This is a genomic window from Burkholderia sp. M6-3, from assembly GCF_050858985.1.
In the GTDB taxonomy this organism is placed as follows: Bacteria; Pseudomonadota; Gammaproteobacteria; order Burkholderiales; family Burkholderiaceae; genus Paraburkholderia; species Paraburkholderia caledonica.
On the sequence record NZ_CP110091.1, the window covers coordinates 1,899,621 to 1,922,457 of the forward strand.

The following is a 22,837-nucleotide window of genomic DNA, read 5'->3' on the forward strand; positions in this document are numbered from 1 at the left end:
GAGAACGCTGCTAGCCTTGGTTGTCGGCCGGCGCGCAGCTATTCTCGCCGTGCGCCGCGCGATGGATCGCATTGACGATGGTCTCGTAGCCGGTGCACCGGCACAGATTGCCGCTGATCGCGTGACGTATCTGTTCGTGACTCGGCGACGAGTTATGCCTCAGGAGATCCGCCGCCGCGATCAGCATGCCGCTCGTGCAGAATCCGCATTGAAATCCGTTCTCCGCAATGAACGCCTCCTGCAGCGCCTCGATTCCGCTGAGGCCTTCGATCGTCCGCACATCGTGTCCGGATATCGACGCCGCAAGCACAAGACAGGACTTCCGTACCTCGCCGTCGATCAAGACCGTGCACGCGCCGCAATCGCCGGTCAGGCATCCGATGCGCGTGCCTTTCGCATCGAGTGCATCGCGGATGAGCTCGACGAGCAACAGTCGCGAGTCCACTCGTTCAGAACGCGGCTCTCCATTGAGCGTGAGCCGCACCTCGATCGTTCCTTTCATGTCTTCGTTCCCGTGAGCAGGATGCGTAAATGCCGTTTCACGACGCCAGGCACAACGGCGCGCCGATAGTCCGCGTCCGCGAGTTCATCGCTCCAGCCTTCGCCGACAAGATCTCGCGCACTCATTGCCGCATGCTCGACAAACGCATCGGACGCGAGCAACACCTGTTCGTCGGTCGCGAAGCGGCGATACGCCGGTCGTCGGCCGGCCGCGCCGACGGCAAGCCGCACACTGATCTGCTCGCCCCGATGCAGGGAGCACGCAACGGTCACGATGGGCCACGAACTCGCGCTCGCCTTGTACTTCTGATATTCCCAGGCGACGAGCGTCGCGTCGCGTGGCACGCGTATGCCAATGAGAAACTCGTCTGCGCGGCGCGCGGTGCAAAAGGCGTCGATAAAAAACTCTCGCGCAGCAACATGACGCACGCCCTGTGACGAGCGCAACTCGAACTCTGCCTCGAGCGCCGCGAGACATCCCGGTGCGTCGGACGAAGGATTCGCGAAGCTTGCTGCCCCACCGAGCGTGCCCTGATTGACGATCGATGCACCACCGGTGACCTGCGCGGCCATCGCCGCAAGCAGCGGCGCATGGCGCGCCACCAGCGGTGAAGCGAGCAATTGCGCATAGGTCGTCATCGCGCCGATGTGAAGATGCGTATCGTCGAGCACGATTTCATCCAGACGGAGCGCACCGAGACTGATGACATGTCCGGGACACACGAGATTCGCCGACATCGACGGCACCAGCATCGTGCCGCCGCCGAGCACCGAGGCATCCTCGCGAAAGGCGGCTAGCAAGGCAGCCGCTTCGTCGAGGTCCCTCGGTTGGTGAAAATCGAAGTAATGGCCGATCACGCGCGTCGCTCCTCGAGGGACGCCATCACGCGCGCCGGCGTCGCTGGCACGTGCGTCAGGCGCGCGTCGTCACCGAGTGCATTCGCCACGGCATTGCTCACCGCCGACAGCGCACCGCCTAGCCCCGATTCGCCCGCGCCCTTCATGCCGAGCGGATGAAATGGGTTTAGCGTCACGCGATGCCCGACGCGAATAGGCGGAAGATCGTTAGCACGAGGCAATAGATAACTCTTGAAGCGATCGGTGATCATGCGCTGATGCTCGTCGAACTTGATGAGTTCCCAAAGCGCGACACCGATGCCCATCACGACCGCGCCCCGGAGCTGCGCTTCGACGAGTGCCGGATTGACCATCGCGCCGCAGTCGTGCACCACGGCATAGTCGAGCAGCCGGCTGTTGCCGGTCGCCATGTCGAGCTCGAGCGCCACGGCATGCACGGAATACGAGAACGTCGGGTACGTGGCGATGCGGCCTTGCGCATCCGGCTCCACGCGCACATTCTGCGGCGCGAAGCTGCGCGTCACTTCGAGCGGCAGCGTCACGCCGGCGGCCACGGTGAATGGCCGCAGATGCGCCCCGAGCGCGAGTTCGGCCACTGCGATCCTCGTCCCGTTCGACTCGCGCCACGCATGACCGTCGCGCAGTGAAATGTCTCCGGGCGCACCGCCGAGCAGGTTGGCGGCGCACTGAGAGAGCCGTGCGCGCAACTCCTGCGCGGCGAGATACGCGGCGGTCCCGCCGTACATCAGCGCACGGCTGCTCGCGTTGCCGGTGCCGAGCGGCGTCACGTCCGTGTCCCCTTCGATCACGCTGACCTGGTCCGCGCGCAGGCCGAGCTCACCGGCGACCATCTGCGCAATGCCGGTATCGCTGCCGCTGCCCGGAGACGTCACGCCCGTCAGCACCTGCACGTCGCCGGACGGCATCATGCGAACGGTAGACGTCTCGTATCCATTGGGGAAGTTACCGGGCCGGGCGCCGCCTTCCGGCGTCAGTTCGAACGCAATGCCAATACCGATGCGACGCTCGCTGGTACGCGCCGCGCTTGCGCGCTCCTGCCATTGCTCGTAATCGAACATCGTCAGCAACTGCTCAAGGCCGCCCGGATAGTCGCCGCTATCCACGTTCAGCCCGGACGGCAGCAAACGCGGCAAGGCTTCCCGTGCGACCAGATTGCGACGGCGCAATTCAACTGGATCCATACCAGTTTGCCGGGCCAGCCGATCGATTGCATGTTCCAGCACGAGGTTGCCGATCTCTTTGCCGTAACCGCGTATGGCTTGCCAGGGCGGTCGATTGGTGATCGCGAGGGAGCACTCGACGTCGCAGTGCTCAATCGTGTAGACGGTCGGAAACACGGCCGGCGTGACGAGCGCCATTGCCCAGCTATGCCCGGCGCCGATAATGCCGACGTCCACCATGATGCGGTCACGCCAGCCGATGAGCCTGCCTTGCTCATCCGCCGCGATCTCATAGCTGTGATGCTGTGAACGCGCACCGGCGAGCAGTGTTTCGCGCCGTTCCTCGACCCAGGCAACCGGGCGTTTCGTGATCCGGCTGAACAGCGCAACCAGCACTTCTTCGGGATGCCCAGCCATCTTGAGCCCGAACGTACCACCGATGCGCGGCGCGATCACGCGGACCTGCGACTCCTTCACGCGCAAGGCCGCTGCAATCAGCCAGCGGCTCGTATGAGGGTTCTGGAACGTGCCGGTCAACGTGTAGCGTTCGCCGCGCGCGTCCCACTGGGCGACGTAGCACAGCGTTTCCATTGGTGCACTGGTCGACGGGCCGACCGTCAGTTCCCCTCGTGCGATGTGCGCCGCGCGCTCGAATGCAGCATCGGCGTCCCCCGAACGAATGCGGTCACGCACGAACAGGTTCGTATCCCAGCCGGGCTGAACCACCGGCGCACCTTCGCGCAGGGCGTCGCGCGCGTCGGCGGTTGCCGGTTGCACTTCGTATTCGACGCGAATCGTCGCGAGCGCGGCTTGCGCGTCGTGCACCGACGTCGCCACGACCGCCGCCACCGGTTGGCCGAAATACGTCGCGTGCTCGAGTGCAAGGCAACGACTTTGTAAAGGCCCGCGTGCGCCTTGGGCGGGGAGATCCATGGCCGGCGGCATTGCATCGCTCATGCGCGCTGCGTCCTCTCCCGTGAGGCCCGCGACGACACCCGGCATGGCGAGCGCCCCCGACAGGTCGATCGAGACGATCGTCGCACACGCGTGAGCGCTGCGCAGGATGGCAAGATGGAGCGCGCCTTCGGGAATGAGATCGGCACTGTAATCGACGCGCCCCGAAACGAAGCGCGCTGCGTCCAGACGCGCCACGTTCTCCCCGAGCAGGCTGCCCGGCGACGCATCCTTGAAAGTCTGTTCCATGTTTGTCGCCCGACGGCCCGATTGCCCGGACCTCGCCGTTCGTTGGTTGCTCATCGGCTCGCCTGGCGTCCCACGCGTACGCAGAGCATCGCGCATGCGCCGAGCGCCAGCAGTGTCGTCATCAGAAAAAGTCCGCTGTTGAGTGTGCCGCTCAGCGTCTTGAGCCAGCCCATCGCGAACGGACTGGCGAAGCCGCCGAGCAGACCGAGGCTGTTGACGAATGCGATCGCCGGAGCAGCGGCCGGCGACCCGGCGAAATAGTCGGATGCGAGCGACCACAGCAGCGGAATCGTGACGAACACCGTGGTCGCTGCGATCGTCAGCAGCACGATGGTCGCAGTCAAATCATGCGCCAGAAGCGGTAGCAGTGAAAGTGCAGTCGCGCCTGCCAGGGCCGCCAGCGCGCCGTGCCAGCGACGTTCGAGAAGCCTGTCCGAGTTGCGGCAGATCAGCACCATGCCGATCGTGGCGATGCCGTACGGGATGGCCGAGAGCCAGCCAATGCGCTCCACACTCGTCGCGCCTGCGCTCTTCAGTACCGTCGGCACCCAGAAGCTCAACGCGTAAGTGCCGCAAATAAAGGTGAAATAGGCGAAGCTGATCACGTACACCTTCGGGTCGGCGATGACCTGCCGCAACTGCCCAGCGTGTTCCACGCCGGCTTCCTGGCCGTCGTCGCGCAATGCGTGGCGCAAGGTGTCGCGCTCCGGTTCGGTGAGCCATTTGGCTCGCTCGATGTCGTCCGAAAGCGTGAACCAGGTCACGATGCCGAGCAGCACCGCGGGCGCCGCTTCCACGATATAGAGCCACTGCCAGCCCGCCAGACCCGCAACGCCTGCGAGCCGCGACATCGCCCAGCCCGACACTGGGCCGCCGATCATCCCCGCGATCGGGAATCCGGTCATGAAGAGACCGAGAATCTGCCCGCGCCGGTTGCGCGGGAACCATTGACTCAGGAAATAGACGACGCCGGGAAAAAAGCCCGCCTCGAACACGCCAAGCAGAAAGCGCAGTACGTAGAACGCGGTCGGGCTCGATACGGTCGCCATTGCGCAGCCAGTGAAACCCCATAGGACCATGATGCGCGTGATGGTCTTACGTGCGCCGATGCGTTGCAGAAGCAGATTGCTCGGCACCTCGAACAGAAAGTAGCCGATGAAGAATATCCCCGCGCCTAGTCCGTACACGGCATCGCTGAAGCCGAGTGCGTCCTGCATCTGCAGCTTCGCAAAGCCGACGTTGATGCGGTCCAGATACGCGATCACATAGCACACGATCAGAAGCGGCACGAGTCGCATCGCGACCTTGAGATAAAGCGCGTGCTGCGTGTCTTCCGGGGCCGTTACCTGAGCGGGGGCGTGTACATCGAGAGCGATTTTGCGCGACATGATGACTCTCTCAATGAAGTGGAATGGAACGGCACGTGAATGACGGAAAGCGTTTCATGAGGCTGTCTCCTTGAGCCTGTCGGCGCGCAGATGGTCTGGCAGCGTCTGCTCTTTCTGAGGGGCGCGCCCGAAGGCGGCGGATCGTTCGCATCGAAAACTGATCGATCGAACAGTCAGCACAGTAGCCGACGAGCCAACTTCCGGTCAACCCGAAACACGGCTGATTTCGTCGGGGACTTTCCCTTGTTGACTGATCGATCAGTCAGGACTAGTATCGGCAGCTGAACACCTCGCCTCGCGAAGAGCCACACATTTGCGACAGGCGTCAGAGGGACTTTTTCAACCTTCATCAGAGGAAAGAGCCGTGAGCACCTTCAACGAGTACTCAGACAAATTCGAGACCATCCGCATGACACGTACCGATGGCGTACTGGAGATGCACTTCCACACGCACGGCGAGCCACTGGTGTGGAATCTGACAGCCCATCGCGAGTTCGAACAGGCTTTTCTCGATGTAGGACGCGATCGGGACAACGAGGTCGTGATCATGACCGGCACGGGCGATGCCTTCAGCGGTCCCGCCATCGCGCCTGGCATGCATCAGAACCGTAATTCGATGACGCCCACGGTCTACGATCCGATCTACTGGGAAGCGAAGCATCTGCTCATCAACCTGCTCAACATCGAGGCGCCGGTGATCAGCGTCATCAACGGCCCGGCCGTGCGGCATGCAGAGATCCCGCTGCTCGGAGACATCGTGCTCGCATCCGACACCGCGACGATCCAGGACACCGCACACTTCCAGGGAGGCATGGTGCCGGGCGACGGCATGCATCTGATCATGCCGCTGCTGATGGGTCGTGCGCGCGGCCATTACTTTCTTCTGACAGGTCAGAGTATTCCCGCAAGCGCGGCGCTTGAAATGGGATTAGTGAACGAAGTGCTGCCGTCGGCCGAGCTTTTGCCGCGTGCCCGCGAACTCGCCAGGCTGATGCTCAAGCAGCCGCGTCTCGTGCGACGCTATACACGCACCTGCCTGAACCAGGAATTGAAATCACGACTGCACGACGTGCTCGGATACGGACTCGCGCTGGAAGGCATCGCCCGCATGAGAGAAGTGGCCGCCTGAGCGGGACCCGATTCTTCCTATCTGCATCACTTCACAAATCAAGGAGGCAGCATGACTGTCAGCAGTATTACCAGACCGATCGATATGGTAGGTTCGGTCATCGATGTGGTCGATTCCACGCCCGACGTGCTCGGCGAGTCGATCATCTGGGATGAGAAAACGCAACTGCTCTGGTGGGTGGACGGGATCGGTCAATCGATCCATCGCCTCGACATTTCAAGCGGCGCCAAGAAGAGCTGGCCGATGCAGGAAGAGATCGGCAGCATCGGGCTGCGCGCCAATGGCGGCCTGATCGTAGGGATGCGCTCGGGTTTCTACTTCTTCTCGCCCGAAACCGGCGAGCTGACCGAAGTTGCGCGTCCCGATGCCGAGCGTCCGAAGAACCGTTTCAATGACGGCAAGTGCGACAGGCACGGCCGCTACTGGTCCGGCACCGTGGAAGCGGCCGCCTACACCCCTCGCGGACGTTTGTTCCGGCTGGATCCCGATCTGAAGCCGAAACTCATCATGGAAGGCATCACGTGCATCAACGGGCTCAGCTTTAGCCCGGATAACCGCCTTATGTACATGACCGACTCGTTCAGTTGCCAGATCGACGTGTTCGACTACGACTCCGTCGACGGCGCCATCTATAACCGCCGCAAGTTCGCCGAAGTTCCGCTCGGACGTGGCATCTGCGACGGCTCGACCGTCGATGCCGACGGGTGCTTCTGGAGCGCGAACATGGACGGCTGGTGCGTCACGCGCTACGACCCGCGCGGACGAATCGACATGGTCATCAATCTCCCGGTGCGGCGCGTGAGCAGTCTGTGCTTCGGCGGTCCCGATCTCGACACCCTCTTTATCACTACGGCGCGCCGGCGCATGAGCGAGAAGGAACTCGCGCAGCAACCGCTCGCGGGCAATGTGCTCGCAGTACGTCCCGGCGTGAAAGGGCTGCCCGAGCCGGAATTTCTTGGGTAACGGCGTGCGCTGCCCGGTATATCGCGTCGTATGACGATCGCGATATACTGACTGATCGATCGAATAGTACGGTGAGGGAGTCGTTTGGATGAAGACAGAACGCGAAAAGAAGGCGTCGGCACGCACGGGCAACAGTGCTCAGGAAACAGACCACGCGCCTGGTACCCGCCTCTCCGCGATCCTGAATGCGGCCGAACGGGTGTTCGGCGAGCACGGCTACGCCGGCGCGAGCATGCGAAACATCGCAGAGGAAGCGGGCGTCGCGCAGGCGCTCGTGCATTATCACTACGCGACCAAAGACAAGCTCTACGAGGCCGTGTTCGAGCGACGGTCGTCGGCGATCAATCAGTACCGCGGCAAGCTGCTCGACGCCCTGTTCGCGAACGAACGCACCGCGACCGTCGAAGACGTGCTGACGATTGCCTTCACCCCGCTATCGGAAATCTTTCATGGCGAGGATGCTGTGAACCTCGCGCTTTACGTGCAACTCGTTGCGTCCGTCAGTCTCGGCAGCGACGAGCGTTCACGTCGCATTCGCGAGACTTACTATGACCCGATCGCGGAGCGATTCATCGACGCCCTGCATACGGTCGTGCCTGGCATTGCACGCGAGCAGGCGGTGTGGGCGTATCTGTTTTCCGTAGGAGCGCGGCAGCAGGCCCACGCACTCAATGGCCGGGCGATGCGACTGGGCGCACGAGACCGCGCCAGGAAGTCGACGGCGCACTATTCCGACCTCGTGCGCTTTGCGGCGGCAGGCATACGTGAGTTGGTGCGCAACGAATCGGGCACGAACGCACGATCGAAGGAGCCCGAAGGCCGCGTCGCCAAGCCCTCGAGTGGTCGAACGAAGAAATCGCAAGCCGGCACCATCGCAAACACACCGACTCGTAGCGTGCGCGGTCGCGAGTGACGTGCTCTGGCGATTCAGCCGCCGGAGCGTTGGCTCGCTTAGACGGTGTTATGCACTTTTGTTAAGGGATGCGAAGTGAACAAGCATAAGCACGGAGAACACGACAAAGTGCAAGCCAGCCAAGGTTTCGGGCAGTCGCTCGTAATCCCTGGCCAATCGGCGGAAGCGGTTGAGCCAGCCAAAGCTGCGCTCGACGACCCAGCGACGTGGCAACAGTACAAAGCCTTTTTTCGCCTCCGACAGCTTGATGACCTGAAGCTCAATGCCCTCGTCGAGTGCCGCCTGCGCGGGCTCTTCGCCGGTGTACCCCTGATCTGCAAATGCTACCTTGACCGTCTGCCCCGTGACCTGCTGGACCTGCCGCGCCAGTTCTCCAACCTGTGCGCGCTCCTGTTCGTTGGCTGGCGTCACATGCACTGCGAGCAGTTGTCCCAAGGTATCAACCGCGATGTGCACCTTGCTGCCTTTCTTGCGTTTGTACCCGTCATAGCCTGCACGCGGTCCGCTCTCGCACGTCGATTGCAGCGTCCGGCCATCAAGGATCACTGCACTGGGCTGACCTCGACGATCCTGCGCCACCCGGATGATCGAGCGCAGGTCATGGACCATGGCTTCGAAACAGCCCGCCTGAATCCAGCGTTGCGTCTGCTGATAGACCGTCTCCCACGGCGGAAAGTCATTGGGCAGCAGACGCCACGGCGCACCCGCGCGGACAATCCAGCGCAAAGCGTTGAACATTTCGCGCAATTCGTATCTGCGTTGTGGTGCGTCTTTGCTCATCAAGGTCAGGTACGGAGCAGCGAAGTACCACTCTTCATCCGACACATCCGTTGGATAGGGTCTGCGTTTTTTCATCCGGCCAGGATACCAGGTCTGGCCGAAAGTTCATAACACCGTCTAAGAGGCTCGCTCGCGGCGCCACCTGTGGAGAAATATGAATGACTGACCTGAGCAAATCGGAGTTGCCGACGCAGCAGTTGATTGAATTCGATAACGTCGCTGTCTCGGTGACTGACATCAATCGATCCGCAGACTGGTACGGGCGCCTCTTCGGGTTTCGTCGAGGATACTCGACCTACATCGAACCACTCGAGGCCGACTTCCAGATACTCGAAAGAGACGACATGCGGATCGAACTTCTTTCGCGTGCAACGACTGTTCGCAATCCCGACGCGAAGATTGTGCCGGGGCCGCACATCGACCGGACCGGGGCGAAGGCGGTCGTTTTTCGTACATCGAGCCTCGAAGCCGTCACGTCGCACCTCGAGAATGAAGGCGCAGTCTTCGAATGGAAACTCAAGCCTCTCTCTGCGGACGGCTTGCGGTCGACGATGGTTCGAGACCCCGACGGTACGATCATCAACATCCTGCAGTACCCGTAGTATTCACCTACGAGCCCATTGGCCCAACCTGACGAGCAGCGCGCCTGAAGCGTCGGCACTGCGTCGCCGGCTGGTGAAAGTCCAGCGCAAGTCCTGTTCCGGTTCGGCGCCGATCACACCTTCCAATCGTTCGACTCGGCCCCGGAAGACATCAGGTACTCACCGTGCTGCAGTCATGGAATCCGATAGCATCGTGTCGGCGATATCCAGCATCGCGCGCAACCGATCCATGTGTCGCAGGTCCTGATGATAGCCAACCCACAAATCCCGCATGGGAGGTTCATCGGGCGTGTCGATGCGATGCAATCCGGAGATCGCATCGCCAAGTGGCCTTGGCAGCACCGCGATACCTACCCCTCTCAGGCACATCTGTGCCTGGACCGTTCGATTTGTGCTTGTGAAGGCTCGTCGTGAAAGCGGAAACCTCTCCAGTACCCAACTGACGTCGGGAAAGTGCGATTGCGCGGTATTCATGAGAATGAGCCCCACAGATGCCGGATCGTCCTGCAACGCCTGTGCGGTTGCCGCCGATGCATAGAGACCGTATGAAATTCGCATCAGACGGCGCTGAACAATATCCGGCTCGCTGAACGGCACGATGCGAAACGCTACGTCCGCCTCACGACGGGAGAGATCGAGTAGTCGATAGCTCGCAATCACTTCCGGCACGACAGCGGGATGACGACGCGTCAACTCGGCCAGGACGGGAGCCAGTACATAGCCGGCAAACCAGTCCGCCGATGAGATCCTTAAGATGCCTTCGAGGCGCTGGTTGTTGCCGCTCAGACGCCTTTCCATGGACAGCGCGGCATCCTCCATGGATTCCGCCAGCGCGAGCACGGCGTCCCCGGCGTCCGTGAGCACGAGTCCGTCCTTTGTCCGACGAAAAAGCGGCTGCTTCGCTTCGTCCTCGAGCACCTTGATTCGTCGACCGACCGTCGGATGGCTCACATCTAGCATCCGCGCGGACTCGCCGAAGGACCCGCTGCGAGCTACTGCCAAGAAGACGCGAACGTCGTTCCAATCCATGCCCGATCTCCGTACAAAATTGCACGGCAAATATACATGGACGTAAGTATTCGAACAATGCTGTTCGGAGCACTATACGGCTCGATACACGGATGTCCCCGCGAACCGACTGTGCGCCGATCCCAAGCCAGTCTGATCTGGAACCTCAAAATATGAATACCGAAGCCCGGCATGTTGTTACCACTGGGACAGCAGCCTCTGACTCCCGCCGCTGGCTCGCCTTGGCCGTGCTGTTGACTGGCACTCTCCTGCCACCTTTGGACTTCTTCATCGTCAACGTGGCGCTACCTACCATACGTACAGGCCTGCAAGCATCTTCAGATGTCTCTCAGCTGGTGATCTCGGTGTACGCCGCGGCCTATGCCGTCACCCTGATCCTGGGCGGTCGCCTCGGCGATCTTTATGGCCGGAAGCGCGTATTCATCGCTGGCATGCTTGGCTTTGGGGTCGCTTCGGCGTGGTGCGGCCTGGCACCGTCATCGGACATGCTTGTCGTCGGTCGGCTGCTGCAAGGGATCTCCGCAGCGATCATGGCACCGCAATCATTGGCCTCGATACACGCCATCTTCCCGGAAAGAGAAAAGAATCGCGCGTTGAGTCTATACGGCGCTACGTTCGGCCTGGCCTCTGTGGGCGGTCAGCTGCTGGGGGGAATGCTAGTTTCCGCCAGTCCGTGGGGACTGGGGTGGCGCAGCGTATTTTTGATCAACCTGCCGATCATCATCGTTGCCGTTCCAGCTGCAACGATGCTGCTGCGTGAAAGCCGAGCCGAGCGTTCGCCTCGCCTGGACGTGCCAGGGGCGTTGCTGCTCGCGGTTGGCTTGCTGGCGCTCGTGGTTCCGCTCATCGAAGGGCAAGAACACCACTGGCCGTGGTGGTGCATAGCGCCGCTGGTCCTGAGCATGCCATTGCTATGGGCCTTCTGGCAGTATGAAAAAGCACAGGAGCGCGCCGGCAGAACTCCTCTGGTTCTGCCCTCGCTTCTAGCCGTGCGCAAGTTGCGACAAAGCTTGGCGTCAACGTTCTTCTTCTACGCGCTCGCCGCGTTCTTCCTGGTGTTCGCCGTGTATGAACAGGCCAGCCTGCGCCACGATGCGTTGACGGCCGGCCTGGCCATCGTGCCGCTCGGCATCGGGTTCTTCCTCGGTCCACTGTGCAGCCCGTACATCGCCCGGCGTATGGGCACGCGCACTGCCGCGTTTGGCATGGTTCTGGAGGTGCTCGGTCTGATCATGGTCGCAGCGCTGGCTTTCGCCGGTGCGTCGTCGTGGCTTGCGTTGCCGTTGTTTTTGATTGGCGCCGGGCAAGGTATCGCCCTTCCCGCGCTGGTGCGCTTGAACGTAGACCATGTGGAAACACGTTGGGCGGGGCTGGCCTCGGGCCTGGTAAGCGCTACCTTGCAGATCAGCGCTGCAGTAAGCGTCGCCTTGTTCGGCGGTGTATTCATCGCGATCGCGCCTGATGGTGCAAGCGCTCAGGACGTGCAACTTGGCTTTGCGGTGGCTTCATTGGCCATAGGCGCGTCACTGACACTGGCAGCCGGACTAAGTTGGCGACTCCAGCAATCATGAAGAATCAAGCTTCCTTTGCGTGGTAGATGAATGCGTCCGTGAGGACACCACGTCGTGGTCACTTCTGGATTGCGGCTGATCGGATCGAGCATGATGGCCTGACGTATCAGCATGGCCCGATGTACGTGGAAAGGGAGCCGCCCCAAGATGTGACGCGGTCATACCGATTTTTCGCGCTCATGACCGGTGCAGCACGTGGCATCGGCACGGCCATCGCACTGAAGCTGGCATCGCTTTCGTCAACTCGGTGGGCAACCTCGGCGGATTCATCGGGCCGTCCGCGATCGGTTATTCGAAAGACGCGACGGGCAGCTTTGACGGCGGCCTGCTCCTGGACTCCGTGGCGCTAATTTTCGGCGCAGCCGTCGTCATTGCGGTGACGCTCACGCGAACTAGCAGCGAGCTAAGGGGAATGGATGCATACGATAGCAATCCTGAAAGGCCGAGACAACTTCGAGGACGCTGCAATTCGAGTTTTTGCCAGAGCAATCGGTGCAGGCACTCTCACTCCCATGGCAGCTACTGATTTCATGTCCCAGTAAGAGGACATCAGAATGCAGTACGCGCTCTCAGTGGGTGAACCTATAATACTGAGCAGCACGGAGAGATGCCATGGACCGAGCGGAGTATGAAGGTGCAATCAGTCGGCTGGTTGCAGCGGCAGAACTGGTAGTGTCTGGTGCATCGGACGAGCAGAGACTGGATGCGCTCGCGATGCTGGCCTTCTTTCGACTTCGGCGCACACGCATTGCGGAGCACGGCGCGCCACAAATTTCGAACCAGGACCTCTTCAGGGAAACCGCGACCGCAGCACTCACGATGGCGGGCCGCAACGAGTTGCTCGCGGCATCCGCGCTTCTGGCCCAAGCGCAGACGCTTATTGAGGCCTAGCTAGTCTTGAGCCGGTTGTTAAAGCCGAGGCGGCTCGTCCTCCTCCGTCTGAGCGTCGAAATATCGCCTTGCTTTTTCTTCCAACTTTTCCCAGTGTGCTGAGGCCTCGTCGGCGCGGCAGTGGTTTTACGACATCTTCAATCGGACGTGGAACCAGGTTTAAGCGCTGGGCCTGCGGCAAGAGGCAGAGAGTCTACGGTGAGGTCGCGTTGATAGAAGCCGGAAAATTGCTCCAGGTGGCGGGCCGCCTCCGTCGGGTTGAGTCCGTCGTTGAGCACCGCGCTGGAGAAGCCGGTTCGCGCCATCTGCAGTAGTTGGTCGACCTGGACGTCACCCGTTGCCCGCAAATCTCCGGTGAAGCGTAGCCTCCGGCGCAAGAGATACGCCTGGCTATATGCTCGGCCGTCGGTGAAATGCGGGAAATGCAGTTCAATTCGCTCCACGCCGGCGAGCTCGCCTGCTAGCGTCATGGGGTCCGCATCGTTGGGCAGCTTTAGAACGCTCGGTTGGCCGGCGTCTAGAGCCGCGCGCCTGTCGATGACTTGAAAGCGAGGAATATTGTTCACGCCAGCACCTCATCTTTGTTTCGAGCGCCATTAGCCGCCGCCTTGAAGGGGTCAAGGCCGACGCGACGCAACGTCTCGATGAAGCGTTCGTACCGCCCCTGTTCTTGGTGTTCCCGAAGGTCGCGATATGTGCCGAGGATGGCCTCGATTGCATCAGGAACTTCGGTAGCGGAAAAAGACGGACCAATTACCTTGCCCGGCTGCGCGTTGCCGCTGGCCTGGCTCCCGTCGGCCCCACCCAAGGTAATCTGGTACCACTCCTTCCCATCCTTGTCGACGCCCAGCACGCCGATATGCCCGCTATGGTGATGGCCGCAGGAGTTAATGCATCCGCTGATATGGACATCGATGTCACCGATGTCGTCGAGTTCGTCGATGTCTTGATACCGTTCGGCGAGGGCCTGCGCGACAGGAATCGAACGCGCATTGGCCAGCGCGCAAAAGTCTCCTCCCGGGCACGCGATGATGTCTGTCATCAAACCGATGTTTGTGCTGGCAAGACCGAGTGCGCTCGCAGCCTCCCACAGCGCGAATAGCTTGGACGCGGGCACCCAGGGCAGAACGATATTCTGGGTGTGGGTGACCCGCGCCTCACCACCGGAGAAACGGTCTGCCAAGTCTGCCAGGCGCTCCAACTGGTCCGCCGAAGCGTCTCCTGGCGCGTGGCCCAGCCGTTTGAACGACAGCGTCACGATGCGCAGCGCCGGTTCCCTATGCGGCGCCACGTTCCGCCGCATCCAGCGCGCAAAACGGTCCGAGACGGCGGGTGCATCTGCTTGCGAACTCCCGGCAGCCGCGGCGACTGTCTCGGGCGGCACAAATGCGGCGGTCACACGGTCGAGTTCTGCTTGTGTGATGGTGTGCGGAGCGCCGTCAAGTTCAACGATTTGCCGGAACTCCCGCTCGACGTCGGCGATGTAGCGCTGTCCTTCTGCCTTTACCAGAATCTTGATGCGCGCCTTGTACTTGTTGTCGCGCCTGCCGTAGCGGTTATACACCCGCACGACCGCTTCAATGTAGTTCATGATTTGGTTCCATGGCAGGAACTCCCGCAGCACCGTCGCAATCATTGGCGTTCGGCCCATACCGCCGCCGACCGAAACGCGGAATCCCAGGTCGCCCGAGCTGTTTCGCACGAGTCGGAGACCTACGTCGTGCCAGTCGGTCGCCGCTCGGTCTTCGGTGGCGCCGGTGACTGCAATCTTGAACTTTCGCGGCAGATAGGCAAATTCAGGGTGCAGTGTCGTCCACTGCCGCATCAGTTCAGCGAAAGGCCGTGGGTCGGCAATTTCGTCAACGGCCACGCCAGCACGCTCGTCGCATGAAATGTTTCGGATACAGTTTCCGCTCGTCTGAATGCCGTGCATGTCGACAGACGCCAGCAGGTCCATGACATCGGCAGCTTTGGCCAACGGAATCCAGTTGAATTGCACGTTCGTCCGGGTGGTGAAGTGCGCGGTATTCGTTGGCAGCTGCGTCGAACCGAGCTTCGCCTGAGCCACCATGGCGCTGCGGTACACAGATTCGGTCGGGGTATCGTATTCGCGTGCGATGCGCGCGAGAACGCGCAATTGCGCGCTCGACAACTCACCATAAGGAACCGCCACACGCAGCATCGGGGCGTGCCGCTGCACGTACCATCCGTTCTGAAGTCTAAGCGGGCGAAAATCGTCTTCGCTCAGTTGCCCGCTTTGCCACCGCTTTAGCTGGTCGCGAAACTGTGCTGCACGGCTTTTGACGAAGGCTTTGTCGAACTTGGTATATCGATACATGGGTGATGAGCATCTCCAGTCACGTCCTTCCAAACGCGCGCTTGGCGCGCACCAGGCAAACAGCGACGGTAGATGCGTCAAGACCAACCCGGAAGGAGCAGTTGCCGACGATTTCTGCGTAGCAGTGGGCCGTGGCAGACCCGGCGACCTGAGACGCGTTCATTCCGGGGTAGCATGCAGCCTGAGAGACGACTCGTGGCTCCTCGTGTCAAGCCGTGCTGCGGGCTCGGCTTGGATAATGCGCACCAAGGTCCAACAATGACTCGGTTTGAAACCATTGCTAACAACCTGGCAGAACAAATCCGCGCGGGCCAAATTCCGGTGGGCGCCCGGCTTCCGTCATTGCGACAAATCATCTCGCAATATGGCGTCAGTCAGACGACGGTCTTCCGAGCCTACTATCTGCTCGAGCAATGGGGTTTAGTCCGCGCGGAGGAGCGTGCCGGCTACTTCGTGACGCCTGGCGCGGAAGTTCACGCTGAGGTTCCCAAGCAGAAGCAAGACGACGCGCCAAAGAAAGTCGACATCAGCGACCTTGTGTTCTCGGTCCTGGAATCGACGCAGCATCCCGATATTGTGCCGTTGGGCTCGGCCTTTCCTTCGCCAACGCTGTTTCCGTCATCGCGGCTGTTGAAATCGCTCGTCGCCGGAACGCGCTCGCTCAGTCCCTGGAGCACGGTTGAAGACCTTCCTGGCAGCGACCGTCTTCGCCAACAAATCAGATTGCGATACGTGGGAATTGGACTCGCAGTCGCATCCAAAGAAATCGTCGTGACCAACGGCGCCTTGGAAGCATTGAACCTGTGTCTGATGGCAGTCACGCGGCCAGGCGACGCCGTGGCCGTAGAGTCGCCGGGGTTCTATGCCGCCTTGCAAGCAATCGAGCGTTTGGACCTGAGAGCAGTCGAGATTCCCGTGAACCCCATCTCGGGCCTAGACCTGGATGCACTGCGACGCGCGCTCGAGCAGCACCCCATCCGGGCTTGCTGGTTCATGCCCAACTTCCAGAATCCGACGGGAACCTCCTTGTCGATTGAAAAGAAGCGGGCTCTGGTTGAGATGCTGCGTGAAAAGCAGATTCCGCTCATCGAGGACGACGTTTATCAGGAGCTCCATTTCAGCCGCGACCGCCCCGTGCCAGCAAAGGCATTCGATACTGAAGGACTCGTCATGCATTGCAGCTCGTTCTCGAAGACGCTCGCACCCGGTTACCGGGTTGGATGGGCCACAGCGGGCCGATTTGCCGACAAAGTTCGGCGACTCAAGCTAATGACAACACTCTGTGCGAGTATCCCCGCCCAGGCTGGCATAGCCGACTACCTGGAGAACGGCGGCTACGACAGGCATCTGCGCTCGCTACGCTCATCGCTTCAAACGCAACTTGGACAGATGGAGGCCGCGCTGCGCCGATGGCTGCCCGACGCGGTCAAGTGGACGCGCCCACACGGAGGCTACATGCTGTGGCTGCAACTCCCACAGTCTGTCAAGGCGATGGAGCTTCACGCGCTGGCGAGCGAACGCGGCGTCAGCATTGCGCCAGGCCCAATGTTCTCAGCGACACACGCTTTTCAGAACTGTGTACGGCTCAATTTCGGGCACCCTTGGGATGCCCGCTTCGAGAATGCAGTTCGCGCACTTGCCGAGATTCTCGACTCACCCATAGTTCGCGCCTGACGACGTCGCGAAGCACAGATTCGCGCTGCGACACATGTCCGCAGTCAAAAGCCCTGCGCTGAACTTGTTCCATTGACAATCAGCTCGACTGCACCAAGGATGAGCAACCCAATCATTAGAGCCAGCGCCACTGCGACAAAGGGTAGCAGCACCATGTTGACATTGGCCAAATCGGCCTCATGGTTTGCACGCTTGCGCACGCCGAAGAAACTGGCCAAAACCATGCCGACCATACGTGTCAGTTCCACGAACTTTCTCCTCAAAACATAAGTCACGCACGCATATTGGAGAACGGCGAGGGGCCGCGGAAGTAGCAGATATCGCGTGATGCAGGTAAGCAGCCTCGATTTCTTCGTTACGGGAAATGGCCGCCGCCCCGCTCGTGACCTGCTCCAGGTCGCCGTCCGGATTAAACGCCGGTAGCTCCGCTTCGCGCCGAGTCCGCCGGCGTGACGCCGTAATAGGTTTGATTGAAGCCTCGGCTGACCCACGTCGCACCCCCGCCAGCGCCGACGAACACGCGCGGCGTCGCCGTTTTTGCTTTCGGTATCAATAGGCTCGCACGGTAGCCAAAGAGAGCAACGCGTCAATCCGGTCAGTCGGCCACGACTACTTCGTCACCGACGTCACTAAGCACCTGTTCCACAAGATGCACCCGATAATCAGCAAACGCACCATCCCGTATCCGGGCAAGAGTCTGCCGTCGCAATGAATCGGCGCCCTGACTCACGTCCGCCCGGGCATTACTTGCCTCCAATGACTTTGTGAGCGCTTGCCCTCAATTGCCCGTCGATTCGACGAAGCGTCTCACTTGCGTGCCCGGACCTTTGCTGCTAGCGCCTCTTTGACGCCCGCTTTCGGTGTCGCGCGCTTGACAGGCTGACGAGGTTTCGCGGCAAGAACGCGACTTCGGCTGGGGAAGTCCTTTTCGTCGTCCACGACGACCGCAATGAATCCGTTATCCGTAGGAGGTTCGCCAGACGGACCGCAAACGGACATGAAGATCGGATCGCGGGGGGGTCGTATGCATACGGTCAGTATTGGCATCGTGTTCGTCCTCAGCCAACGCTTGAACCGCTGCCTTGCGCGAGTCCCGCTGCGGCCCCGCAATCGGCGAGGCCATACACGACGCCGCAGCGGGGTCGATTTGCGCTCAGTGCGACAGAGGACTCGGCGAGTGCGAGTGCACATGTGCACTCGTAGCGGCCGCTTCATCTTCCGGCTCCGCCGACAGATCCCGCCTGAAAGTCTCGGCGAGGAAAAACGCACACACCATGCTCAGCAAGCCCGTCGCCGCGATATAGATCGAAATCGGCAGCGTCTGGCCATACGTGGCAAACAGATAAGTGGCGATCAATGGCGTCGGCCCTGACGTGATGATGCCGGCGATCTGATACGGCAGCGACGCACCCGTATAGCGCACCCGCGTACCGAACAGCTCCGCAAACCACGTGGATTGCACGCCGTACACAGACGCCTGGCTTAACGCGATACCGCAGACGTACGCCACGAGAATCAAAGTCGGATTGCGCGTCTCGAGCAACGGAAAGAATGCGAATCCGTAGATCGCTACGAACACCGCCCCGAACATGAAGACGGTTCGGCGTCCGATCAGATCCGACAGTTTGCCGAACAATGGCAGCGTGATCAGCGCGAAAGCGCAGCCGAGAATGATGGCGTTCAGAAGCAGTCCGCGCGGCAGGCCGAGTCGCGTGGTGCCATAGACCAGCACGAACACGTTGATCACGTTGAAGGTGATGTCGACCGCGAAACGCGTGCCGATCGTCAGCACGAGATCTTTCGGATGCCGGCGCAGCAATTCGATCAGCGGCGCCTTCACGACCTGCTTGCTCGCCTTGATCTGTTCGAATACGGGCGACTCCATGACGCGTAGCCGGATGAACAGGCCGATCGCGATCAGCGCGACGCTCAGCAGGAACGGCAGGCGCCATCCCCATGAATAGAACGCGTCCGACGGCAGACTCGACACGGCTTTGAACACCGCGGTCGAAAGCATCAGCCCGAGCGGCACGCCCAATTGGGGGAACGCGCCGAAGAAGCCGCGCTTGCTGGCCGGCGCCGTTTCGACCACCATCAGCACCGCGCCGCCCCATTCACCACCGACGCCGAGACCTTGCAGGAAGCGCATCGCCACCAGCAGGATCGGCGCCCAGACGCCGATCGAATCGTAAGTCGGCAAGAGACCGATCACAAAAGTGCCGACGCCCATGATCGTCAGCGTCGCGACGAGCGTCGTCTTTCGTCCGATGCGATCGCCAAAGTGCCCGAAAAATACGGCGCCGAACGGCCGCGCTAGATAGCCGACCGCAAAACTGCCGAACGCCGCGATGGTGCCGACCACCGGATCGAACGAGGGGAAGAACAGCTTGGCGAATACCAGCGCCGAAGCGGTGGCGTAGAGAAAAAAGTCGTACCACTCGATCGCGGTCCCGACCACTGAAGCGACCAACACGCGGTTGACGGCCGAACGGCTGATAACCGGCGCGTTGCCGGGTGAAACGGGCGATGTATTCATGTCTCCTCCCTTCTCTGGGAATCTATGTTTTCAAGCCGCTGCGTTCAGCGGCGCGGGTCCGCCGGCACGTAACGATAAATTCGATTTGCTCACCAGTGCAGCTCCATCGGGAACTGGTCGAGCGTTTCGACGCCGCCCGAGGTCAGCCGCACGATACGTTCGGTGCGCAAACCGCCGACGTTCGGCACCGTGATCGTCGCCTTCAACGTAAACACCATGTTTTCCTGCAGCACGGTCTTATTGCCCGGCCCGATCCACGGCGCTTCTTCCTCCGGGTCCATGCCGGTGCCGTGACCAGTGCCATGGCCGCGCGCTTCGCTCGAGTATTGCTCGTAGTTCGATTTCACCAGCGCCTGCTGGATCACCGCATTCAGTTCCATGGCCGCCATGCCCGGACGCGCGGCGGCCAGCCCTGCTTCGACCGCGCGCGCCGCTGCCGCGACGATCGCCATCTTCTCGGGATTCGCCGGACCGTAGGTGAAACCGCGTCCGCCATCGGCCACGTACCCACGATAGCGCGCACCGATGTCGGTCATGATCAGGTCGCCCGGTTGCAGGATGCGGTCGGTGGGGCGCGCCAGGTTATACGCCGAGCGCGGCCCCGACTGCACCATCGAATCGAACGCGGTCCGGTCAGCTCCGCCCGCGAGCATCGCGCGGTCGGCGATCAGAGCGAGTTCACGCTCGGTGTAGGGACGGCCGTCGGCGAGCGCATCGCGAATCGCGGCCATCGCCGAATCGGTCAAGGCGGCGGCTTTGCGCATCAGTGCGACTTCGGCGTCGCTCTTGATCGCCTTGATTTCGGCTAGCACCATCGTCGGCTCGAGCTTCAATTCGCCCAGACCGGCGTTCAGGCGCTTCAACAGATCCGCAGGGATATAGGCGGCGCCGGCGAGGCCGACCGTGCCGCTGTGATGCCGTGCCGAAAATGCCTGCACCTGTTGCGTGACTTCACGCAGGCTGCGCACCTCGAAGGCGGTCACGCTCGTCGCGTAGTCGAAGCACTGATCCGACACGAACAGGACCGGGTCGCCGTCCACGGGCAGCAGCAGGATCGCGTTGGCGATGTCCGATACGCCGTCGAGAGGACGGAACTCGGTGAAGTACCCGATGTTCGCGCCACGCCAACAATCGCCGAAGGCGAGCAGGCCGACGAGGCCCGCCTTGTCGAGTGCGCTGCGGACCTTGGCGACGCGGCCGAGGAACTCGTCCGTGGTGATGCCTTCCGGCGGGATGTCTGTGGTACGGATGTTCATTGCTTCCTCATCTCCTGTGCGGGTGCATGCGCGGCTGCTGGATGAAGCCGGTCTCCATGTCCTGAAAGATCTGCGCCGGCCTGGAATGCCGAGCGTCTTGTACATAGTAGAATCGACAGATATGCTTTTAAAATGAAAAATAACTCATAATCTATATCGATAAGGAATATCTGGAGATGGCATGGTGACCTCTGTTACTCATCCGGAGACCGGCGTCGCGACGAGCCGCTTCGACCCGTCGCGCCTGAAGACGCGTCAACTGGCCCTGATCGTTCAGCTCGACAATCATCGCTCGGTGCTGCGCGCAGCGGACGCCGCGCACATGACGCAGCCTGGAGCGACCAAGTTGCTGCGCGAACTCGAAGAGACGATGGGTGTGGCGCTCTTCGAACGGCATCCGCGCGGTGTCGAGCCGACCTGGTACGGCCAGGTGTTGATCCGCCATGCACGCAACGTGCTGGCGGAGTTGCAGCATGCATACGACGAAGTGTCCGCGCTCAAAGCAGGCCTGACCGGGCAGGCGATGATCGGCACCGAGGTCACGGCGGCCACCAACCTCGTGCCGCAAGCGGTTGCGCTGCTCAAGAAGCGCTTTCCGCAGATTCGCGTCAGCATCGAGATGGAGTTCAGTGAGGTGTTGGTGCAGCGTCTGCAGGAAGGCAAGCTGGATATGATCGTCGCGCGAATCCGCAATCCGGACGATCTGGTGGAACTGCACTATGCCCCGCTCGCAGAAGCACAGCACGCTCTGTTCGCACGCGTTGGCCATCCGCTAGTCAAGCACAAGACATTGAGCTGGAACGAACTGGCGCCGCAAACATGGATCTTGCCGCCGAAAGGCAACGTGATGCGCAATCAGCTCACGCAACTTTTTCTTGAACGGCATCTCGCGTTGCCGACGGACGTGGTCGAGAGTTCGTCGCTGCCCGTCATCACGAGTCTGCTGCAGATCAGCGATATGATCGCGCCGCTTGCGCGCGAGCCGGTGCGGCCGTATTGCATTGCAGGCGCGCTCGAACCACTACCGTTCGAACTCGATCTGAAGCTCGGACCGGCGGGCATCGTCACACGCCGCGGCGAAAGGCTCTCACCGGGCGCGCGGGCGATGCTGCAAGCGCTGCGCGAGGCCGCTGGATTTGACACCCAAGACCCCGACGCAGAACGCGACTGACTCACCCCGACGGGACTCAGCGCACGCCGTCCGCCGCGACGCTTGCGCCGGACTGTAGTAACCATTCATGCGCCGGCTCGTTATGTACGTGCCAGGTGCGACGCGGACCGGCCATCACATTCAGATAGTAGAGGTCATAGCCGTGCGCGGCGGCAACCGGGTGATAGCCGCGCGGCACTAGCACGACATGCTTGTCGTACGCCGCAAGCGTTTCGTCGAGACTGCGGTCGTCGGTATAGACGCGCTGAATTGCGAAGCCCTGCGGCGGCGAGACGCGATGGTAATAGGTTTCCTCGAGATAGGTCTGCTGCTCGCCATCGTCCGTATCGTGCCGATGCGGCGGGTAGCTCGACCAGTTGCCCGCGGGCGTCACCGATTCCACCACCAGCAAGCTCTCCGCCAGTTCGGTTTCGGGCAGGATGTGGCGCACGTGGCGCAGGTTAGCGCCAGCGCCGCGGGTTTCCTGCTTGACCTCGTCAGGTGCAATGAAGCGCGGCGGCAGACCGCCCTTCGCGGGCGCGGAGCAGACTCCGAGTTCGACGTCGTCCGTCGCCATGATCGTGTAGCACGTATGCGGCGGCACATACATGGACCACGGCGCACCATCGAACGGTGACATCCGTGCGCCGATCTCGCGGCTCGCGAGGCCTTCGCAGCCGGCTATTGCGCGCCCCTTGACGAGCACGACTACGACTTCGCGATCGCCCGTCTCCCGAGTCACTGTCGCGCCGGGCATCAGCTCGAAAACATCGAAGCCGACGTATTTCCAGCCGGCACTCGCCGGCGTGATATGGATGATCTGGCCGTCTTCCGCATGCTTTGACGGTCTGACTAGCAGGTCGCTCATGTCTTC

At 61.5% G+C, this 22,837-nt stretch carries 21 protein-coding genes; 8 read left to right on the forward strand and 13 right to left on the reverse strand.

Features of this window, described 5'->3' with window-relative positions:
• Positions 1-10: 10 nt before the first annotated feature.
• The 4 genes from OH764_RS25905 to OH764_RS25920 are packed head-to-tail and all read right to left on the reverse strand — an operon-like array spanning position 11 to position 5,131.
• The gene (locus OH764_RS25905) at positions 11-502 is read right to left on the reverse strand and encodes a (2Fe-2S)-binding protein (protein WP_498849031.1); all 492 of its coding nucleotides are present in this window, start codon (positions 500-502) and stop codon (positions 11-13) included.
• Positions 499-1,359, reverse strand: a complete 861-nt coding sequence (locus OH764_RS25910) for an FAD binding domain-containing protein (protein WP_498849032.1) — start codon at positions 1,357-1,359, stop codon at positions 499-501. The genes OH764_RS25905 and OH764_RS25910 overlap by 4 nt, the downstream gene beginning before the upstream one ends.
• Entirely contained in the window at positions 1,356-3,743 is a 2,388-nt protein-coding gene (locus tag OH764_RS25915; protein ID WP_498849033.1) for a xanthine dehydrogenase family protein molybdopterin-binding subunit, read from the reverse strand. Before OH764_RS25915 ends, OH764_RS25910 begins: the two co-directional genes overlap by 4 nt.
• Before the next feature lie 50 nt (positions 3,744-3,793).
• Positions 3,794-5,131, reverse strand: a complete 1,338-nt coding sequence (locus OH764_RS25920) for an MFS transporter (RefSeq protein WP_498849034.1) — start codon at positions 5,129-5,131, stop codon at positions 3,794-3,796.
• A 364-nt stretch (positions 5,132-5,495) separates the two neighbouring features.
• Between OH764_RS25920 and OH764_RS25925 the strand changes: the two genes are divergently transcribed.
• From OH764_RS25925 to OH764_RS25935, 3 genes are all read left to right on the forward strand, one after another.
• Entirely contained in the window at positions 5,496-6,260 is a 765-nt protein-coding gene (locus OH764_RS25925; RefSeq protein ID WP_498849035.1) for an enoyl-CoA hydratase/isomerase family protein, read from the forward strand.
• A gap of 51 nt (positions 6,261-6,311) precedes the next feature.
• Positions 6,312-7,223, forward strand: coding sequence for an SMP-30/gluconolactonase/LRE family protein (locus OH764_RS25930; protein WP_498849036.1), 912 nt, complete (start codon positions 6,312-6,314; stop codon positions 7,221-7,223).
• Between the two features lie 88 nt (positions 7,224-7,311).
• Positions 7,312-8,136 (forward strand): TetR/AcrR family transcriptional regulator, encoded by an 825-nt coding sequence (locus OH764_RS25935; RefSeq protein ID WP_498849037.1) that lies wholly within the window; start codon positions 7,312-7,314, stop codon positions 8,134-8,136.
• Between the two features lie 48 nt (positions 8,137-8,184).
• Here OH764_RS25935 and OH764_RS25940 read toward each other — a convergent pair whose 3' ends face one another.
• Entirely contained in the window at positions 8,185-8,991 is an 807-nt protein-coding gene (locus tag OH764_RS25940) for an IS5 family transposase (protein ID WP_498849038.1), read from the reverse strand.
• Positions 8,992-9,074: 83 nt separating this feature from the next.
• On the opposite strand from OH764_RS25940, the gene OH764_RS25945 reads away from it, so the two are divergent.
• Entirely contained in the window at positions 9,075-9,518 is a 444-nt protein-coding gene (locus OH764_RS25945; protein ID WP_498849039.1) for a VOC family protein, read from the forward strand.
• A 159-nt stretch (positions 9,519-9,677) separates the two neighbouring features.
• Here the strand turns inward: OH764_RS25945 and OH764_RS25950 are convergent, their stop codons facing one another.
• Complete coding sequence (locus tag OH764_RS25950) at positions 9,678-10,547, reverse strand: LysR family transcriptional regulator (protein WP_498849040.1); 870 nt, start codon at positions 10,545-10,547, stop codon at positions 9,678-9,680.
• 152 nt (positions 10,548-10,699) lie between these two features.
• Between OH764_RS25950 and OH764_RS25955 the strand changes: the two genes are divergently transcribed.
• Together OH764_RS25955 and OH764_RS25960 are read left to right on the forward strand one after the other, a co-directional pair.
• On the forward strand, positions 10,700-12,118 hold the full coding sequence (locus tag OH764_RS25955; protein WP_498849041.1) for an MFS transporter: 1,419 nt from the start codon (positions 10,700-10,702) through the stop codon (positions 12,116-12,118).
• 612 nt (positions 12,119-12,730) lie between these two features.
• Positions 12,731-13,009, forward strand: a complete 279-nt coding sequence (locus OH764_RS25960) for a hypothetical protein (RefSeq protein ID WP_498849042.1) — start codon at positions 12,731-12,733, stop codon at positions 13,007-13,009.
• A 137-nt stretch (positions 13,010-13,146) separates the two neighbouring features.
• Here the strand turns inward: OH764_RS25960 and OH764_RS25965 are convergent, their stop codons facing one another.
• Both OH764_RS25965 and OH764_RS25970 read right to left on the reverse strand, forming a co-directional pair.
• Entirely contained in the window at positions 13,147-13,575 is a 429-nt protein-coding gene (locus tag OH764_RS25965) for a DUF934 domain-containing protein (protein ID WP_498849043.1), read from the reverse strand.
• Positions 13,572-15,347, reverse strand: a complete 1,776-nt coding sequence (locus OH764_RS25970; RefSeq protein WP_498849044.1) for a nitrite/sulfite reductase — start codon at positions 15,345-15,347, stop codon at positions 13,572-13,574. The genes OH764_RS25965 and OH764_RS25970 overlap by 4 nt, the downstream gene beginning before the upstream one ends.
• 258 nt (positions 15,348-15,605) lie before the next feature.
• On the opposite strand from OH764_RS25970, the gene OH764_RS25975 reads away from it, so the two are divergent.
• A complete protein-coding gene (locus tag OH764_RS25975; protein ID WP_498851295.1) occupies positions 15,606-17,021 on the forward strand; it encodes an aminotransferase-like domain-containing protein in 1,416 nt (471 codons plus the stop codon).
• A gap of 44 nt (positions 17,022-17,065) precedes the next feature.
• Here OH764_RS25975 and OH764_RS25980 read toward each other — a convergent pair whose 3' ends face one another.
• From OH764_RS25980 to OH764_RS25995, 4 genes are all read right to left on the reverse strand, one after another.
• On the reverse strand, positions 17,066-17,269 hold the full coding sequence (locus OH764_RS25980; protein WP_498849045.1) for a DUF2970 domain-containing protein: 204 nt from the start codon (positions 17,267-17,269) through the stop codon (positions 17,066-17,068).
• 161 nt (positions 17,270-17,430) lie between these two features.
• On the reverse strand, positions 17,431-17,541 hold the full coding sequence (locus OH764_RS25985; RefSeq protein ID WP_498851296.1) for a MipA/OmpV family protein: 111 nt from the start codon (positions 17,539-17,541) through the stop codon (positions 17,431-17,433).
• 633 nt (positions 17,542-18,174) lie between these two features.
• A complete protein-coding gene (locus OH764_RS25990; protein ID WP_498849046.1) occupies positions 18,175-19,557 on the reverse strand; it encodes an MFS transporter in 1,383 nt (460 codons plus the stop codon).
• Positions 19,558-19,646: 89 nt separating this feature from the next.
• A complete protein-coding gene (locus tag OH764_RS25995) occupies positions 19,647-20,813 on the reverse strand; it encodes a M24 family metallopeptidase (RefSeq protein ID WP_498849047.1) in 1,167 nt (388 codons plus the stop codon).
• 181 nt (positions 20,814-20,994) lie between these two features.
• Here OH764_RS25995 and OH764_RS26000 point away from each other — a divergent pair, with 181 nt between their 5' ends.
• Positions 20,995-21,984 (forward strand): type 2 periplasmic-binding domain-containing protein, encoded by a 990-nt coding sequence (locus OH764_RS26000; RefSeq protein WP_498849048.1) that lies wholly within the window; start codon positions 20,995-20,997, stop codon positions 21,982-21,984.
• Between the two features lie 16 nt (positions 21,985-22,000).
• On the opposite strand, the gene iolB is transcribed toward OH764_RS26000, so the two are convergent.
• Positions 22,001-22,831: a 5-deoxy-glucuronate isomerase gene (gene iolB, locus OH764_RS26005; RefSeq protein WP_498849049.1), complete on the reverse strand. Its 831-nt coding sequence runs from the start codon at positions 22,829-22,831 to the stop codon at positions 22,001-22,003.
• Positions 22,832-22,837 lie beyond the last annotated feature (6 nt).

What these genes read in the sequence shown, in the direction of transcription:
- OH764_RS25905 (WP_498849031.1), bottom strand. Translation starts at nt 502, where the DNA reads ATGAAAGGAACGATCGAGGTGCGGCTCACGCTCAATGGAGAGCCGCGT.
- OH764_RS25915 (WP_498849033.1), bottom strand. Translation starts at nt 3,743, where the DNA reads ATGGAACAGACTTTCAAGGATGCGTCGCCGGGCAGCCTGCTCGGGGAG.
- OH764_RS25920 (WP_498849034.1), bottom strand. Translation starts at nt 5,131, where the DNA reads ATGTCGCGCAAAATCGCTCTCGATGTACACGCCCCCGCTCAGGTAACG.
- OH764_RS25930 (WP_498849036.1), top strand. Translation starts at nt 6,312, where the DNA reads ATGACTGTCAGCAGTATTACCAGACCGATCGATATGGTAGGTTCGGTC.
- OH764_RS25935 (WP_498849037.1), top strand. Translation starts at nt 7,312, where the DNA reads ATGAAGACAGAACGCGAAAAGAAGGCGTCGGCACGCACGGGCAACAGT.
- OH764_RS25940 (WP_498849038.1), bottom strand. Translation starts at nt 8,991, where the DNA reads ATGAAAAAACGCAGACCCTATCCAACGGATGTGTCGGATGAAGAGTGG.
- OH764_RS25945 (WP_498849039.1), top strand. Translation starts at nt 9,075, where the DNA reads ATGACTGACCTGAGCAAATCGGAGTTGCCGACGCAGCAGTTGATTGAA.
- OH764_RS25950 (WP_498849040.1), bottom strand. Translation starts at nt 10,547, where the DNA reads ATGGATTGGAACGACGTTCGCGTCTTCTTGGCAGTAGCTCGCAGCGGG.
- OH764_RS25955 (WP_498849041.1), top strand. Translation starts at nt 10,700, where the DNA reads ATGAATACCGAAGCCCGGCATGTTGTTACCACTGGGACAGCAGCCTCT.
- OH764_RS25960 (WP_498849042.1), top strand. Translation starts at nt 12,731, where the DNA reads ATGGACCGAGCGGAGTATGAAGGTGCAATCAGTCGGCTGGTTGCAGCG.
- OH764_RS25970 (WP_498849044.1), bottom strand. Translation starts at nt 15,347, where the DNA reads ATGTATCGATATACCAAGTTCGACAAAGCCTTCGTCAAAAGCCGTGCA.
- OH764_RS25975 (WP_498851295.1), top strand. Translation starts at nt 15,606, where the DNA reads ATGACTCGGTTTGAAACCATTGCTAACAACCTGGCAGAACAAATCCGC.
- OH764_RS25990 (WP_498849046.1), bottom strand. Translation starts at nt 19,557, where the DNA reads ATGAATACATCGCCCGTTTCACCCGGCAACGCGCCGGTTATCAGCCGT.
- OH764_RS25995 (WP_498849047.1), bottom strand. Translation starts at nt 20,813, where the DNA reads ATGAACATCCGTACCACAGACATCCCGCCGGAAGGCATCACCACGGAC.
- OH764_RS26000 (WP_498849048.1), top strand. Translation starts at nt 20,995, where the DNA reads ATGGTGACCTCTGTTACTCATCCGGAGACCGGCGTCGCGACGAGCCGC.
- iolB (WP_498849049.1), bottom strand. Translation starts at nt 22,831, where the DNA reads ATGAGCGACCTGCTAGTCAGACCGTCAAAGCATGCGGAAGACGGCCAG.